This is a genomic window from Streptomyces sp. NPDC040589, from assembly GCF_055594445.1.
The window spans coordinates 457,275-473,316 of record NZ_JBVIWP010000002.1; the positions used below are offsets into that span (position 1 = coordinate 457,275).

At 72.1% G+C, this 16,042-nt stretch carries 11 protein-coding genes; 3 read left to right on the top strand and 8 right to left on the bottom strand.

Going from position 1 to position 16,042, the window contains the following annotated elements:
- Nucleotides 1–56: 56 nt before the first annotated feature.
- From ACZ58V_RS09100 to ACZ58V_RS09115, 4 genes are read right to left on the bottom strand one after another with little or no spacing between them, the layout of a single operon-like run.
- A complete protein-coding gene (locus ACZ58V_RS09100) occupies nucleotides 57–1,355 on the bottom strand; it encodes a TIGR02679 family protein (protein WP_471289169.1) in 1,299 nt (432 codons plus the stop codon).
- Nucleotides 1,352–5,575, bottom strand: coding sequence for a TIGR02680 family protein (locus ACZ58V_RS09105; RefSeq protein ID WP_471289171.1), 4,224 nt, complete (start codon nucleotides 5,573–5,575; stop codon nucleotides 1,352–1,354). Before ACZ58V_RS09105 ends, ACZ58V_RS09100 begins: the two co-directional genes overlap by 4 nt.
- The gene (locus tag ACZ58V_RS09110) at nucleotides 5,572–6,909 is read right to left on the bottom strand and encodes a TIGR02678 family protein (protein WP_471289173.1); all 1,338 of its coding nucleotides are present in this window, start codon (nucleotides 6,907–6,909) and stop codon (nucleotides 5,572–5,574) included. The genes ACZ58V_RS09105 and ACZ58V_RS09110 overlap by 4 nt, the downstream gene beginning before the upstream one ends.
- Nucleotides 6,909–8,567, bottom strand: a complete 1,659-nt coding sequence (locus ACZ58V_RS09115; RefSeq protein WP_471289175.1) for a TIGR02677 family protein — start codon at nucleotides 8,565–8,567, stop codon at nucleotides 6,909–6,911. Before ACZ58V_RS09115 ends, ACZ58V_RS09110 begins: the two co-directional genes overlap by 1 nt.
- A 185-nt stretch (nucleotides 8,568–8,752) precedes the next feature.
- Here ACZ58V_RS09115 and ACZ58V_RS09120 point away from each other — a divergent pair, with 185 nt between their 5' ends.
- Complete coding sequence (locus tag ACZ58V_RS09120; RefSeq protein WP_471289177.1) at nucleotides 8,753–9,409, top strand: isochorismatase family protein; 657 nt, start codon at nucleotides 8,753–8,755, stop codon at nucleotides 9,407–9,409.
- A gap of 131 nt (nucleotides 9,410–9,540) precedes the next feature.
- A complete protein-coding gene (gene argB, locus ACZ58V_RS09125; protein WP_471289935.1) occupies nucleotides 9,541–10,410 on the top strand; it encodes an acetylglutamate kinase in 870 nt (289 codons plus the stop codon).
- Here the strand turns inward: argB and ACZ58V_RS09130 are convergent.
- Genes ACZ58V_RS09130 through ACZ58V_RS09140 form a run of 3 tightly spaced genes read right to left on the bottom strand, consistent with a single transcriptional unit; the run spans nucleotide 10,397 to nucleotide 12,747 of the window.
- Nucleotides 10,397–10,915, bottom strand: a complete 519-nt coding sequence (locus tag ACZ58V_RS09130; RefSeq protein WP_468184796.1) for a GNAT family N-acetyltransferase — start codon at nucleotides 10,913–10,915, stop codon at nucleotides 10,397–10,399. The genes argB and ACZ58V_RS09130 overlap by 14 nt on opposite strands.
- 36 nt (nucleotides 10,916–10,951) lie before the next feature.
- Entirely contained in the window at nucleotides 10,952–12,526 is a 1,575-nt protein-coding gene (locus ACZ58V_RS09135; RefSeq protein ID WP_471289180.1) for an amidohydrolase, read from the bottom strand.
- A gap of 8 nt (nucleotides 12,527–12,534) precedes the next feature.
- Entirely contained in the window at nucleotides 12,535–12,747 is a 213-nt protein-coding gene (locus ACZ58V_RS09140) for an MbtH family protein (protein ID WP_468184792.1), read from the bottom strand.
- Nucleotides 12,748–12,841: 94 nt separating this feature from the next.
- On the opposite strand from ACZ58V_RS09140, the gene ACZ58V_RS09145 reads away from it, so the two are divergent.
- Nucleotides 12,842–13,948, top strand: a complete 1,107-nt coding sequence (locus ACZ58V_RS09145; protein WP_471289183.1) for an alpha/beta hydrolase-fold protein — start codon at nucleotides 12,842–12,844, stop codon at nucleotides 13,946–13,948.
- A gap of 62 nt (nucleotides 13,949–14,010) precedes the next feature.
- Here ACZ58V_RS09145 and ACZ58V_RS09150 read toward each other — a convergent pair whose 3' ends face one another.
- Nucleotides 14,011–16,014 (bottom strand): sensor histidine kinase, encoded by a 2,004-nt coding sequence (locus tag ACZ58V_RS09150; RefSeq protein WP_471289185.1) that lies wholly within the window; start codon nucleotides 16,012–16,014, stop codon nucleotides 14,011–14,013.
- Nucleotides 16,015–16,042: the final 28 nt, after the last annotated feature.

Genomic DNA, 16,042 nt, shown 5'->3' on the forward strand with positions numbered 1-16,042 from the left:
GGCCACCTGATCGCCTCCGGCCCGGTCGGCGCCAAGCCGCCGTGCCCATCGGGCCGTCACCCGAGGTCCTCCAAGAGCAGATCGAGAGCCGCCTCCTCGTGCAGGGCGATGCCCAGGGCGTTCATGGCGGGTGCCAGTTCCGCGTCCCACACGGCCTCGGCCGGCGGTCCGACGAGGGTGATCTGCGGTGTGCCGTGCGCCTGCGCGCGGGTCGCTAGGTACTCGTAGTCGGCCGCTCGCATACGCCACGGCTCGGCTTGGTACCGCTGCATGAACCGGTTGGCCAGCGCGATGCCGGGCCAGTCGAAGTCCCCGTGGTAGGCGAAGGTGCATCCGGACGCCGCCAGCGTGTCCAAGAGGGTGAGAACGACCGTCGCGGCGCTGCCCGATGTGCAGACCAGGGGCGCCGGGCGGCCGGTGTCGGCCGCGGCCTCGACCACGCGTGGGTTTTCGCAGACGTGGACGTGGGTGCCTGGCGGCATCTCCGGTCTCAGTGTGCGTAGCTCGCGCAGGGTCACATGAGTTTCCATGTGGTGGTCGGCTCGCTCACGCAGGGCCGCCTCCCGCCACGTGCCGCCGGTGGGGCGCAGGCCGTACGTGAGCACCGTGCTGGACACCTCGTCCGGGGTGACCGAGGCCGTGCGCCACAGGGCCCGGCGCGCGGGCGCATCTGCGGGGAGCTCGACGCCGTGCGCCAGCGCGATACCGCGGAGGACCAGCCGGGACAGCAGCGTGCCGTCGTCCAGGCCATGGGCCGAGCCGGTGGCGCGGGTGGCCAGTTCGCCGCGGCCCCAGGTGGCCGGGGTGGAGCGCGGGGCCGTGCCGGGGAAGAGCATCCCCAGGGTCTGGACGGCCTGGGTGATGACGGTGGCCGCGGTCTTCGGGTCCTGGCGGGCGAGTGTGCCGCCGCGGCGTATCTCCTCCAGCCACTGTCCGGTCCATGGCTGGGCGGACAGCGATGTGGCTTCCACCTCCGTCTGAGCCGCTGACCACAGGCGGGCTCGTTCGGCCGCCGCCGCGTCGCGGGCCGCTCGGCGGTCGGTCAGGGACGGCCCCAGTTCCTCCAGAGTCGAGGCCAGGCCCCGTCCGACCGCGCTGGTGCGCAGGCGGGTGTCCAGGTCCGGCAGGCGGATCGTGGTGGCGGAGCCGGTGACCGGTCGAGCCAGGAGGAGGGACAGGGCCTCGCGCTCCTGTGCGTCCAGGTGCTCGAGTCTGATGGTTCCGGCCGGTTGGAGGCCGTTGCGTTCGAGCCGGGTCCGTGCCGCCGTCCAGAGACGGGTGAGGCCCGGCCGGGTGAGGAAGGTGAGGGTTTCGGGGGCCGGAGGATGTTCGTCCGCTCTTTCCCGTCCTGTCATACCGACATCAGCCTCCGCTGCCGCCCGTTCCACGTGTAGTGGAGCGTGGCCACGCCCCGCACATGCGGGTCCCGCAGGCACTCGTAGATGTGGAGGGACGGTACGTCGGGCCAGTTGCCGATCAGGCGTTCGCTGGTGAGGACGAAGTCGAGGTCGAGGTCGACCAGGATGCGGCCGAGGCGGGCGTGCGTGGGCTCGTCCACCTTGGCGAACGCGTCGTCGAGGAGGATCAGGCGCGGTGTGTGCGGGGCGGCGTCGGCGAGGCTGGTGAAGTGCGCTGCCGCCGCCGCGAAGAGGACCAGGTAGGAGAGGACCCGCTGTTCGCCTTGGCTCAGACCGGTGCGGCCGGAGAGCTTACGGCGGCTGCCGGGTGCCGCGTCGTTGACCACCCAGGGGGTGAAGGCGAACCAGCCGCGGTAGTCCAGGGCGGTGCGCAGGTGAGCCGCGTAGCCGGCGGCCGGGTCGGCGCGGCGGGCGTCCTCGATACGGCGCTGGAGGACGTCGCGGAGTTGCTCGGACTGTTCACGGGTGCGCAGCCCGGAGGGGCTGCGCAGGAGGTCGACGGCCGCCTTGACGTCCGCTTCGACACCGTCCGCCAGCTTCCAGTCGAGGGTGACGCCCAGGCCGTGCGAGGTACGAACCGTGGCGAGGGTGCTGTTGAGGGCGGCGACCAGGGCGCTCGCGGCCAGCACCTGGGAGGACAGGTGGTCGCCCAGTTCTCCCGTCAGGAAGCGCTGGAAGACCTCGCGTTCGCGCTCCGTCAGACGGTCACGTGCCTCGGCGGCCTCGGCCGCGATGCGCTCGCCGACCACGGCGATGTCGTGCGGGCCGTGGTCGTCGACGAGCCGGCACAGCTTGATGCCGTCGTGTTCCTCGATCGTCGCGTCGTAGCCGCCGGAGAGCTGGTCGCGCAGGTCGGTGTGGCGGTTGAGGAGGGTGGTGTCCGAGATGTCAAGGCGTTCGGCGTCCAGGCCGCGACGCACGGCGTCTCCCAGCAGGCGCAGCGCTGCGATGCGTTCGCCCACGTCGTGGTGGACGGGGTCCGGGGACTTCAGGGCACCGTCGTCCGCGTCGGGGTCGAGACCCGCTCCTCTCGGCACGCCCGGCAGCGAGAGGGCCGTACGCAGTCTCCTGCCGCAGGCCAGCGCCTCGGCTTCCTGGCCGGCGAGTGCCTCGCGCCGCGCCCTCTCGTCCTCTTCCGCCCGTACGCGCAGGTCGTGTACCTGGGCCAGATCCCTTCGTGTGTACGGGAGTTGGCGTCCCACCGCCTCCAGACGGCGCGTCGCAGCGGCCTCGCGGGCGAGGATCTCCTGCTCTGTGGCTCCGAGGGCCTCTTCCAGGGCCTGGACGGTTCGGCGGGCTGTCTCCAGACGGTCGAGCGGCTCGGCGTAGTCCGACTCGGCCTCTCGGCGGGCGGACTCGGCGCGCTCGTAGTCCGTCCGGCCGCCCCGGTGGCCGTCGGCCGCGGACAGGACCGTGCGCACGCGCCGACGGAGCCGCTGCGTACCCTGCCCGAGGCGGTCCAGGGCCAGACGGACCGTTTCCAGGGCGGCCGGGTCCGCGGGGAGATCCTGGGCACTCGCCGTCGCCTCGCTCTCGCGCCGGGCGGCGACCGCGCGGGCACGTTCCTGCTCCGCTTCGCGGGCGGCCGCGGACGCCCGCGAGGCGAGGGATTCCGCGGTGCGCTCGGCCTCGGTCGTACGGGCCCACGCATCCGTCAGCCCACGTGCCGAGGGCGGCCGGCGCAGGGTGTCGCCGATCCGGTCGCGGTGCTCGGTGAGGATCCGCAGGGCATTCCGACGTTCCGTCAGCTCGCCTTCCAGTTCGGCCAGTCCTCGGTCGAGTTCCGCCAGCGCCCGGCGGCGGGTCTCCGCACGCACCTCCGCGCCGACGTACTCGGCGGCCTCCTTGGTGTGGCGGCCGCGGGCGATACCGAGCCTCCAAGAGCCGTCGGTACCGATCACGGTGTGCGGCCCCGCCTCTGCCGCCTCGTCCACTGGCCCGGCCTCGCTGATGCGGACCCCGGCCCCGGCCCCGGCCCCGGCCAGAGCCACCGCCCCGAGCACGCGCTCGATCTGCTTCGCCGTCACTCCACTGTCGGGGGCGGCAACCGCCCGCAGCACCCGAGCGAGCGTCAGCCCGGCCACGGGTGCTCCCGGAACCAGGAGGGTGTCATGGGTGGTCGGGTCGAGGACCGCGCCGTCCGCACGCACCCAGGCGTCGAGCAGGCCGCTCGCTTCCAGTGCGGCCTCCAGGCCTGCCCGCGCGTCCGGCTCCAGGTCGTGGGCGAAGTCCACCAGCCGGTACAGGGGCGCTCCGGTGCCGGACTCGCGGGGGGCCGTGCGGTGGGGCGGGGGCGGAGGCTCGGGGTCTGTGCGGCGTTCCCATTCCTCGCGCCGGCGCCGGAGGCGGTCCCGTTCTGCCTCCAGTTCACGGACGGCCAGGGCCGCGTCGTCGCGCTCCGCGCCCAGTTCCGCCATCCACGGGTCGACGGCCGACCGGGCTGCTTCGGCCACCTCGTCCGGGGTCCCCGCGGGCAGCGGACCGTCGGCCGGGTCCTGCGCGACAAGGGCGTGGACGGCGTCCAGGGACAGCCCGGTGGAGGTACCCAGCCGCTCGCTCCAGTCTCTGGCCTCGATGGCGTACGCCTCCGACTCACGCGCGGTTTCCTGTCGGCGGCCGTCGGCGCGGTCCCGTGCGTGATCCGCCTGTTCCTCCAGACGTTCGCGGGCGGCGTCGGCCTCGTCCGCCTGCCTCTGAACCTCACTCGACCGCTCGATGAGAGCGCCCAGTTCCGTGACGAACCTGACGCGGTTCCTGATCACCGGCTGAGCGACGTCGAGTCGGGCGTCCCAGGCCTGCAGCGCGGTCGTGCAGGTCTCGGTGTCGACCGCCAGCACCTCGTTGTGTCGTACCAGGTGGAAGTCGCCACCAGGCGCGGTCAGTTCGGCTGTGGTGGCGGGCGTGACCGGTGCGACGGGCGTCGGCACGGGCTCCCCCAGGTGCACGGGGTCGATCCCGGACCGCTCGGCTTCGCGCACCAACTCGCCGTGCGTGGTGCCCAGCTCGACGAGCCCTTCACCGAGTCGTCGGGCTTCGGCGGTGAGACGCCGCCCTGCCTCCTCCTGGTTGCCGTGCGCCTGGCGGACGGCCTTGAAGGCGGTGGCGGCCGCGCTGTGCAGGGCGGTGACCGTGGTGCGTTTCTCCCCGAGCTCCTGCAGGCTGCGGTATCCGGCGCTGGCGTGCAGGGCGGCCAGGTCTGTCTCGGCGGCACTCGACTCGCTCTCGAAGGTTTCGACGCGGGCGTCGAGTTCCTGCTCGCGTTCGCGGAGTCCCTCCGCCCTGCGCGCCGCGTCACCCGCCGACCTGCGGTACTCCGTCAGTTGGTCCAACTCACCGGTCACCTGGTCCGTGCGGCGGCGCAGCGCCCCGTGCAGATAGCCGCGGTAACCGGTGAGGAAGGTGCGCAGCGCCTGGTCCGTGCGTTCGAGACGCCCGAGGTAGGCCCGTACGGAGTCCAGGTCGTCCAGGCTGCGGGCCACCTTCTCCACGACCTCGTCGTCTAGGGCGGGCAGGGTCTCTGCGAGGACGGAGACCAGCCCGCCGGAGTCGATGCGGTCGCCGATGGTGGGACGGCGCAGCCGGTGCAGCAGGTGCAGCAGGTTGCGGTAACGCGCCGGGTCGGTGAGGCCGAACAGGTCACGGGCCACCCTGGCCCGGTGCTCGACAGCGCGGTCGGAGACGTTCTCCGGGCCGACAAGCGACTTGAGCTGGTCGACGGGGAGCGGCTGACCGGCGGGGGCGAGATCGAGTCCCTCGCCGACGCGCAGCCGAGTGGTGAAGAAGAACGGCTTCGCCGTCTTCGTCGACTGGGACGCGCGGATGGCCGCGCCGATGGTCAGAAAGTGGTCGTTCCCCTCTTCGTCCGTGCCCGCGAACTCCAGCCACAGGTAGCCCAGGCGGTTGGTCTGCTCGAAGCCGTCGAGCATCAGCCAGGTCAGGGTGGTGCGCCCGGTTCCCGTGGCGTCCAGCGCACGGGCGTCGCCGTCGAGGAGGTAGGGCAGCAGCATCTCCAGGGCCTTGGACTTGCCGGCGCCGTTCTTGCCGCGCAGCAGCAGGCGCCCTTCGCCGAAGGCGAACTCCTGCTCGTCGTACTGCCAGACGTTCCGGATGCCCGCGCGGTGCAGTCGGTAGCGGTGCGGGGTCGGCGGGCGGTTCATCGGGGCGACTCCTTGGAGACCTCGTTCGCAGAGGGGTGGTCGGTGCTGGGCTTGACCGCCACCGTGGTGGCGTACCGCGCTGCTGCGGCGAGCAGGATCCACCCGCCCTCCGTGTGGCACTGTCCGCGCGCCCGAGAGACATCGGTGACGGAGCGGCCGTCGGCCGCCGTCTCCTCGTATCCCTCGGGCAGGCCATGGCCATCCGCGCGCAGGGGCCCGGCGGGAGCCATCAGACCCATCCGGACGAGCAGGTCGAGTACGGCCGCGAGGAATCCGTCCCGGTCCTCCAGGTGGCCGCGCTGCCAGTTGGCGCGCCTGCCGTACTGCTCAATCAGTTCGTCGAGCAGGTCGGGGAGCAGCCCGTCCGGGACGGGTACGCCGATGACCAGTCGTCCGCCGATCGCCGGGTGGCCCGGGTCTTCGGGACGCAGTCGGGCGACCAGCCGCTCCACCAGGAGCAGCGCGGCTTGAGCCACCGTGCCCGTGCCCGGCAGGTGCAGGTCGGTGAGTTCGTCCTCGGCGTCGACCAGGGCGATGCCTTCGGCGCGGATCTCGGCCTCCAGGCCGAGCAGTTCGGAGAATGCCTGTGCCTCGCGCCGCTGCCGGGTACGCAGCCATTCACGCTCGGCGTCCGTGAGGTCGTCGAGGTGAACGACGGGGGTCTCGACGAGACGCCTGCGTACGTAGGTACGTGGCCCGCCGAAACCGGGGTCGGCGGCACGGCGCACGAGGTCCGCGCCGTCGCGGCTCTGGGCGAGCGGACCGGCGACGACGACCCGCGCGAGATCGCGGTCAACCGTGAGCAGCGCCTCCCCGGCCCGTTCCTCCGCGACTGCCGCGACATGTCCCTCGGTCTCCACCAGGACGCCCCAGTCTACGAGTTGCCGCAGCGCGGCAGCGAGGGTCCGCCGCTCGGCCTGCCGCCCGGTGTCAGTGATCTCGATACCAGCGTCGACGGCCGCGGCCCGCAGATCGGCGACGAGCTGGGAGAGCAGGAGCTGTTCCGGTGCGGTGACGAGGACCGACAGAGCGAGAGCCAGGTAGGCGTACGTCCGCGGGCTGAACGGCGTTCCGGTCGACGGCCGTTCCAGGCGGTGGCCCGAGCCGGGACCGAGGCCCGCCTTGAACAGCCGGGCGTAGGAGGCCTCTACCAGCAGGCGGTATCCGAACACCTGCTGGAAGCGCTGGGCGAGCCAGTCGGCGTGGCGCCGGATCAGTGGAAAGGTGTCGCTGTGCGGTCCGGTGCTGGTGACCAGGGGGTGGGCCAGCAGGAGCCGGGCGGCGGTGCGGCGCTCGGCCGCGAGGGCGACGTCGTGCGCGGAGGGCAGGGGCATCAGGCGCTGGCCTCCCCCACTGCGGGCGCTGACACGCCGGCGACGGTCAAGGTGAGATCGTCGGCCGTCAGGTCGCCGTCCACGGACCGCAGGAGCGTGGACCGGCCGGGCGTACGCCACGCCGTCAGCGAAATGCCGAGGTCCGCGTCGTCCGCCTGCGCGCCGTCGAGCAGGAAGTCGCCTGCTTCCTTGTGCAGTTGGGCGTTGCCGAGGGCGGTGGTGAGAAGTTCAAGCAGCAGGCGCATGGCCGGGGCACTGAGGCGCACCTGCTCGAACCTGCCCGAAGCGCTGCGCAGTTCGTCGGCTGCCGCCTGACGGGCCTCGGTCTGCTGCCGCGCCTGCTCCATGAGGCGGCGCTTCTGCTCGGAGTGGTCCTCGGCCGCTGCGGCCCGTCCGCGCGGAGCCCTGCTGCCACGCTCGCGCAGTGCCACCGGCACGTCCACCACAGGCCCGGTCCACCAGCTCACGTACGCCGGCACGGACCGGTCAGGGTTCGGTGCCACCCCCAGATGGCGTGCGCCGTAGAGCCCGAAGGCGGCGACCGCCAGGTCATGGGCCTCTTGCGGCTCCGCGTTATCGAACCAGGCGGCGAGCCGCAGCAGATCCTTGCGACGGGACATCTCGCCGGAGGCCGAACGCAGCATTCGCTTGGCGTTGGCGAGCAGCGACTGCAGGGCGCGGAGGGTGGCATCACGCAGCTGATCCACCTGGCTGGGGTGCGCTCCCGTGGTAATGAACCATTCGCGCAGCCCCTCCCAGTCCGCGAGGTCCCGTCCACGGCTGCGCTGCACCCGTGTTTCGGGCAGGCCGTCGGCGAGCGCTCCGATTCCCGCCGCGTGCGCGTCGATACGGGCGAGCAGCGCGGGGAGGTGCGGCCAGACGGCGTCCAGGTGCGCGGCGATGCGCGGGGCTCGGAAGGAGACGTCCTCGGTAATGGCCTCCACGTAGTCGAGCAGCAGCTCCTTGAACCCCTGGTACTCGGACGAGTCAAGGTCGTAGCGTGCCAGCACCTGGCCGAGATAGGCGTAGAAGTCCCGGACGGACTCGGCGAATTCCGCGAACTGCACGAAGAGCGTGCTGATCCGCTCCAACGCCTGCTGCGGATCAGCACCGCCGGGCGCTGCGGCCGTGGCGGCGATCTCGAGCAGGCCGCGGTCGACGAGGGCCAGCAGCTCGCTGCTCACCTCGCGAGCCGCGTCCGCCCCTGCCAGTACCTCGTCCGCGTCCCGTTGCACGCGCTCTCCCAGCTTCGACAACTGGTAACGGGACCGCGAGCGCTGGTATTCGGCGATACTCGTCGCTTTGACGGTGTGGGTGCTGCGCAGCAGATTGCCCCAGCGCACGAGCTCTCCGAGCCTGCGTGTGAGCGCTTCCGCGTCCAGCGCCGCCCCCGGGCCGTCCTTCTCAGCCAGTTTGGCGAGGACGTCGGGTACGGACAGATCGGCGAGCAGCGTGCCGCAGAACACTCGCATCACCGCGATGTACTCCAGGCGCTCGGGTGCGCTGAGGTACGCGTAGGCGCTCAGCCGCTGCCATGTCTCCGCGCCGGTTTTCTCCCCTGGTGGTGCACTTCCTTCTTTCCCCTCCACACCGTCGAGCGTACGGACCATCACTGACAGCGCGAAGAAGAGTCGAGAAAAACCGTCATCGCGGAGCACGGATCTGAGGGCACCCGTCGCCTCTCCCGAGGCTGCGCCTGCCGGCCACAGAGGAGGCCACAGCCGCGCGCAACCGGTCAGTTCTGCGGCAACTCCAGCCCCACAGAGCTCAATTTAGGTTAGGCTAAGCTAAATTTCTCGTGTGGGTCCGGACCGCGTCGCGTGATCGGGGGGAGAGAATCACCATGGGCTTGCCGGCCATCGGCTCCTACCCCATGCCGGATCGCTCCGCGATCCCCCGGTCGCACGTCTCCTGGCGGATCGACCCGGCACGTGCCGCTCTCCTGGTCCACGACATGCAGAACCACTTCGTCCGGGCCTTTCCCACCGGCCGTGCCCCCGTGGTGGAACTCGTCGACAACATCGCCGCGCTCCGGGAACTCGCCGACACCCTGGACATGCCGGTCGTGTTCAGCGCGGAGCCCGCCGGGCAACCACCCGCGCAGCGAGGGCTGGTCGGTGACATGTGGGGGCCGGGGATAGGGGACGAGCCGGATGCCGCGGCGATCGTCGCGCCCCTCACCCCCCGGCCCGGCGAGCATCTGCTGGCGAACGTGCGCCACAACGCCTTCCTGCGCAGCCATCTCGGCAGGCTGCTGCGCTCGCAGAACCGGGACCAGCTGATCATCTGCGGGGTGCACGCGCACCTCGGCGTCCTGCTGACCGCCGCGGACGCCTTCATGAACGACATCCAGCCGTTCGTCGTCGCCGACGCGGTCGCCGACTTCTCCGCCGAGGAGCACTCGCTGGCGCTCCGGTGGGCCGCGCGCACCGGCGTGGTCTGTACGACGGACGGTCTGCTGCGCGCCCTACTCCTGCACCGGGAGCGGAGGAACGCGTGACGCGTGCGGCGCGGAGCACCGGTGCCTTCCTCGACGACACATCCTTGAATTGGAGTGACTCCGTGAGCGTGACCCAGGCCGACCCGGTCGCGACAGGCTCTCCCCGCCTTCCCCAGCCCCCGGGAGAACTCCTGGGCAGCGCGGTCGTCGTCAAGTTCGGCGGCAACGCCATGGTGGACGCGAGTCTGCAACGGGCCTTCGCCCAGGACATGGTGGAGCTGTGGCTCGCGGGGCTGCGCCCGGTCGTCGTGCACGGCGGCGGGCCGCAGATCAGCGCGATGCTGGACCGTCTGGGCCTGGAGACCCGTTTCGAGGCGGGCCTCAGGGTCACGACCCCGGAGACCATGGACGTGGTGCGCATGGTGCTGACGGGCCGGGTCCAGCGGGAACTGGTCGGCCACATCAACGCCCATGGGCCCTTCGCGGTGGGCCTCACCGGCGAGGACGCGCACACGATGACCGCCGTGCGGCGACCCGCCCTGGTCGACGGCAAGGCGGTGGACATCGGGCTCGTCGGCGACATCGTGGACGTGAACCCGGCGATGGTGCGCGCCCTGCTGGAGCAGGGGCACATCCCAGTCGTCTCCCCCGTGGCACGCGGCGCGGACGGGCAGGTCTACAACGTCAACGCCGATCTCGCGGCGTCGGCCCTCGCCGTCGCCCTCGACGCCGAGCGGCTGGTGATGCTCACGGATGTCGAGGGGCTGTACGCGGACTGGCCGCGCAGCACCGAGGTGATCGGACGGCTGACGGCCGGTGCGCTGGACGGGCTGTTGCCCGGGCTGGCGAGCGGGATGCTGCCGAAGATGGAGGGCTGTCTGCGGGCCGTCCGCGGCGGTGTGCGCAAGGCACACGTACTGGACGGCCGTGTGCCGCACGCGGTGCTGCGCGGCGTTCTCGCCGAGACCAGCCCGGGCACGACCGTGGTTCCCGACGCGGTTTCTGACGCGGTCTCTGACGCGGTCTCTGACTCGGTTTCCGGCGCGGTCACCACGTCCTGACCAGGACCTGCGCGTTGCGCCGCGGGTCCAGGGACTCCGCCCAGGCCCGCGGTGCCAGGCGCGCGGTCGTGGGCGTGAAGCCGTAGCGGAGGAACAGTCCGCCACCGCCGGTGGTCGCGGTGAACAGGGCGTCGAGCGATCGGGCGCGGGCCATGGCCAGGACCGCGCGCAGCAGCCCTGCTCCCGCTCCGCTCCCCTGCTGGTGCTCCGCCACGCAGAAGTTGTAGACGACGCCTGCGGGGCCGCCGCCTTCTCCGCCGTCGGGATACGCCCGCATGCCCACGCAGCCTTCCAGGGTGCCGTCCGGTGCCTCCAGTACCAGAAAGTCCGCGGCATGGGCGGCGTAGAGGGAGACGGGGCGTTCCCGCAGCGCACCCGAGCGTACGAAGGGCAGGGACAGGGCGGCGAGCGCGGTGGCATCGTCCGGGCGGGCGGTGCGCACCGAGGGCGAGGGCGTGAGAAGAGCGTGCGGCGGCGCGGCAGGGCGCGGCGTAGCCGTGGTCAAGGGATTCCTTCCTCGGTACCGGGCCCGGGCCCGGGATCAAACGCGCGGACGGCTCGGGCGGCCGTCGACGTACGTCTCGACCACCTCGATGTCGCCTATGCGGGAGGGGTCGACGCTCCGGGGGTCGTCGCCGAGGACGACCAGGTCGGCGCGTTTGCCGGGGGTGAGACTCCCCAGGCTGTCCTCCCAGTGGCAGGCGTGCGCGCCGGCGATGGTGTACGCGTGCAGGGCCTCGTCGACGGTGATGCCCTCGTCCGGGCCGATGACCTGCCCCGAGGTCGAGGCGCGCTCGACCATGAACTGGACGGCCCGCAGGGGCGATCCGTCGGCGACGGGACGGTCGGAGCTGCCCACCAGCGGAATGCCGTGGTCCAGGAACGCCCTGCCCCGGTACAGCCACGGTGCGCGTTCCACGCCCATGATCGACGCGTAGTCGTCGCCGAAGTACCGCAGGAAGTTGGGCTGTACGACCGCGCTGACGCCGAGTCGCGCGAAGCGCGGGAGCTGGTCGGGCCGGATCAGCCCGGCGTGTTCGATGCGGTGGCGTGCCCCGGGCCGGGGCCGCAGGCGCTGGGCACGGTCGAGGGCGTCCAGGGCCACGTCGGCCGCGCGGTCGCCGATCGCGTGCACGGCGAGCTGCCAGCCGGCGAGGTGGCCGTCCACGATGAGGTCCGTGAGCGCCTCCGGGTCGTCCTGCAACTGCCCGGTGTGGTCGAGCCCTTCGTAGGGGCTGTTCAGCGCGGCCGTGCGGGCCATCATGCCGCCGTCGGTGTAGATCTTCAGCGCGCCCACGGAGAGCCGGTCGTCGCCGAACCCGGTGCGCAGGCCGAGGTCGAGGGCCCGCGGGATGCCGTCGGACTCGTGCGCGGAGACCGGGCGCAGTCGGTCCCCGGACACCATGAGCTGCACGCGCAGTGGGAGCAGCCCCTTGTCCCGGGCAAGTTGATAGGCGCCGAGTTCGACGGGGCTGTGTCCCAGGAGCGTGCTGCCGATGCCCGCTTCGGCGCAGGCGGTGACCCCCTCGGCCAGGCAGGTGCGGGACGCCCGGCCGATCGCCTCGGCCAGATCCTCCTGAGAGTGCGGAAGGCTCAGTGCGCGGGCCGCCCCCATGGCCCGTTCGGCGAGGAAGCCGTTCTCATGCGGGATGTCGGCGGACAGCAGGTCCAGGACAGCGGTGTTGACGACGCATCCGTGGCCGGAGTCGTGCATCAGGAAGACCTTGCGTCCGTCACTGACCTTGTCGAGGTCGGCGGCGGTCAGATGGCGGCCCAGGGCGCGCTGGTCGTAGCCGGCGATGCTCACCCAGTCGCCGGGCGCGCGGGTGCGGGTGACGGCTTCCGCGACGACAGCGAGTACGTCGTCGATCCGGGTGCGGCCGGCGATGCTCGGGGTGTTCTGCTTGAACCCGGTCCAGGCGAGGTGCACATGGGCGTCGACGAACCCGGGCAACACGGTGGCGCCCTGCAGGTCGATCACCTCGCGGGCGGGCAGGGAGGTCACGGCCTCGTCGAGGCCCACGATCCGGCCCTGCCAGATGCCCACGTCATGAGCGACCGGATGGTCCGGGTCCATGGTGAGGAAACGGGCGTTGGTCAGCCTGGTGCACAGCATCGGTGAGGTCAGACGTCCGTCGTCGCGGCGAGGGACCGGGGGCGCAGGTCCGTCCAGTGGGTCTCGACGTACTCCAGGCACGCTTCCCGGGTGTTCTCGGCGAAGGCGATCGTCCATCCCCCGGGCACCTCGGCGAACGACGGCCAGAGTGAGTGCTGGCCCTCGTCGTTCACCAGGACCAGGAAACGGCCTTCGTTGTCGTCGAAGGGGTTGGTGCTCATGCTCGATGCCTCCTTGGAGGGCCAAGATTAGGTTAGGCTCGCCTAATTGATTGGAGCTTAGCCTTTGTCCCTTCCCTCTCACAAGGAGACAGTCATGCGCCTGGTCGCGGCCGACATGGAGGACGCCGACGCCTTCGCCGGGTTCGGGCTGCCCGGCGCGCCCGGCACCGACGAGTTCTGGGCGGCCGCGGGCGCGCCCGCCTCGAAACCCGCCGAGGACGGTGGTTGGGTGACCCTGTTCCTGTGGCGCGGGTCGGAGGCGAGGGTCGGTTTCGAGAGCTGGTCGGAGCCGGTTCCCCTGCGGCGCTGGGCCGACTCGGACTGCTGGTACGCCGAGGTGCGCATGCCCGAGCGGCTGCGGGTGACCTATCAGTTCCTGGTGGACGACGCGGCGTACGCCGACCCGCTCAACCCGGCCGGTGCGGGCGGTGACCGGTCCATCGCGGCGACGCCGGACGCGCCGGAGCAGCCGCACTGGCCGGTTGTCGGCGCCGACGAGGTGCTGCCCCTGCCGCGTACGCGGATCCGCTGGGCCAGTGAACGGCTCGGGGGGCGGCGGACCGTGCGGGTCCATCCGGTGGGGGGCGGCGGGCCTGTGGTGCTGCTGCTCGACGGGGACGACTGGCTGTATCTGCACCCGGCCATGACCGCGTTCGACTCGGCCGTGGCCAGTGGCGAGATACCCCCGGTCACGCTGGTCTTCCTGCCGGCCAAGGACCGGGCAGGGGAGTTCACGTGCCGCCCCGAGTTGTGGGAGGCGGTCCGGGACGAACTGCTGCCGCTGGTGGCCGAGTCCGGTGTGCCCGCCGACCTGGACCGGCTGGTGGTCGCCGGGCAGAGCCTCGGCGGGCTGAGCGCGCTGTACGCGGCACTGGAATTCCCGGACCTGGTGACCCGCGCCGCCTGCCAGTCGGGGTCGTTCTGGTGGACGGCCGACGCCCTGGGCCTGGCCGACCCCTTGGGCGGCCCGGTCGGCGGCACCATCGCCGCGCGCCTGCGGGAGCGCCCGGACCTGTCCGGTCTGCGGGTCGCGTTCGACGTGGGGGAACACGAGACGCGCATGCTGCCCCACTGCGAACTGACCGAGACCCTGGCAGAACGGGCCGGCGCCACGGTACTGGTCTCCCGGTCAGCGTCGGGCCACGACCGGGCGGGCTGGCGTCACGCCCTGCTCAGGGATGTCGCCTGGACGCTCGCTTGAGGCGTGCGGGCCGGCGAGCGGTACGCCGAGTTCGGCAGTGCGCCCGCAGCCCACGGTCCTCGTCACCCCTGCTGCTGCGGGACCAACGCTGACGCGGGGGCCAGTTCCCGGCCGCCATCCTGGCCGTCGGGGAACGCCGCGTCGTGCACCGGCGTGTCGTCCCGTATCAGGTTCTCGCGGATGAGGACGGCCGCGGTGGCGCCGCCGCTCTCCGAGGGGCGCAGTTCGACTCTCAGGCCCTGCCGGGCGGCGATACGGTTGACCACGAAGAGTCCGATCTGCTTGGCGTCGAGCAGGTCGACGTTCTCGGACTGGATCTTGCGGTTGGCCTCGGCCATCGCCTCCTCGTCCATGCCGAAGCCGCTGTCCTCGATCTCGATGAGGAGGCCGTCGCGCAGCCGGGCGGCCCGCAGCCGGACCTGGGTACTGGGCGGTGAGAACGAGGCCGCGTTCTCGACGAGTTCCGCGAGCAGGTGGATGACGTCGGCGACGGAGCCGCCGTTGACGGAGACGGGCGGTACGGGCCAGATCTGCACCCGTCCCGGCTGCTCGATCTCCGCGACGGCGGACCGCAGGACGTCCGCCAGCGGGATGGGGTCGCGCCAGCCGCGTCCGGGTGCGATGCCGGACAGGATGAGCAGGCTCTCGGAGTGGCGGCGCATCCGGGTGGCGAGGTAGTCGACCTGGTACAGCTCCTGCACCTCGGCCGGGTCGCGCGGGCGCTGCTCCAGTTGGTGGAGCAGGTCGAGCTGGCGGTGCAGCAGCACCTGGCCGCGGCGGGCGATGCTGACGTACGCCCCGGAGATGCCGCTGCGCAGTTCGGCGCGCTCGGAGGCGGCCTTGAGCGCGGCCCGCTGCACGGCGGTGAGTGCGGTGCCCACCTGGGCGAGTTCGTCGCCGACAAGGCGGCGCATCGGGGCCTCGGCGTCGATGTCCACGCCGTGCCCGGCGTGCAGTCTGCGCATGGCCTGCGGCAACCGGCGCCCGGCGACCTCCAGGGCGGAGTTGCGCAGGTCGAGCAGTTCGACGATGAGTCCGCGGCCGACGCCCACGGACACCAGCAGCGACAGCAGCACACCCACCAGACCGAGGATGACGGCGATGCCGGAGGCGCCGAGCGTGTCCCAGCCGAACGGGTCCGCCTTGGCCGTGGCGCCCGTGCCGGCGTCCGACTGGGCCCCGGCGAGGTCCTTGAGCACGGCGTCGGCGCCCGAGTCCCAGCCCTTCAAGAAGCCCGCGGAGACGACCGGGGCGCCGGGTCCGGCGCTGCGCACCCGATCCTCACCGGCCGCGAGCCCGTCGTAACTCCCGCTGTCCAGTACCGCGTTGTACGCGGCCCGGTGCGCCGGCTTCAGGTCGGCGACCGCGGGCTTCAGCAGCTCCCGCTGGGTGGCGACGGCCCCGACGAACAGCGTGTACTGCTCCTTGGTGAGCTTACCTGCCCCGCTCCCCGCGGCGAGGAGGGACTGCTCCTGGGCCACCGCCTCGCGGGCGCGGGCGAGTTCGAGGACGACCCGGGCCTCGGATGCGGCGTGGGTGCCGTTCTCGCCGGTGAGCGCGCCGGTGACGGCGAAGGCGTCCTCGATGATGGTCGAGTAGCCCGTGAAGGCCGTCTGGGCGGCGCCCTTCGTGTCGGTCCGTGCGCGCAGCGCTGTGAGTCCGCGCGTGTCGGCTTCCAGGCGGTCGATGCGGGCGGGCAGGCCCGCGTCCAGGAGCTCGGCGTCCGCGGCGGCGGCGTCGGCGCCGTTACGGAAGGCGGTGGCGGCCTCGTCGGTGGCCTTCCGGGCCTCCTCGATCGTGTCGAGACCGGCCGAGTCCGGCGCGGCGGCGTGGCGGGTGACGGCGGTCCGCTCGGCCTGCAACGCGGTGACGAACCTGTCGACCGGAGCGAGGAGTTCGGCGTTGACGTCCTTGACCCGCTCGGTGTCGCCGATGCTGGAGGCCGTGGTCACCGCGGCGAAGCCCCACAGGGCCATGAGGGACACGATGGGCAGCATGAGCAGGGCGACGATCTTGGCCCGGACCGATCTGGGGCGCAGCCGTTCCGTTGCACGGGTGACAGGCATGGATTACCTCTTCGAGGGTGTGTGCTGT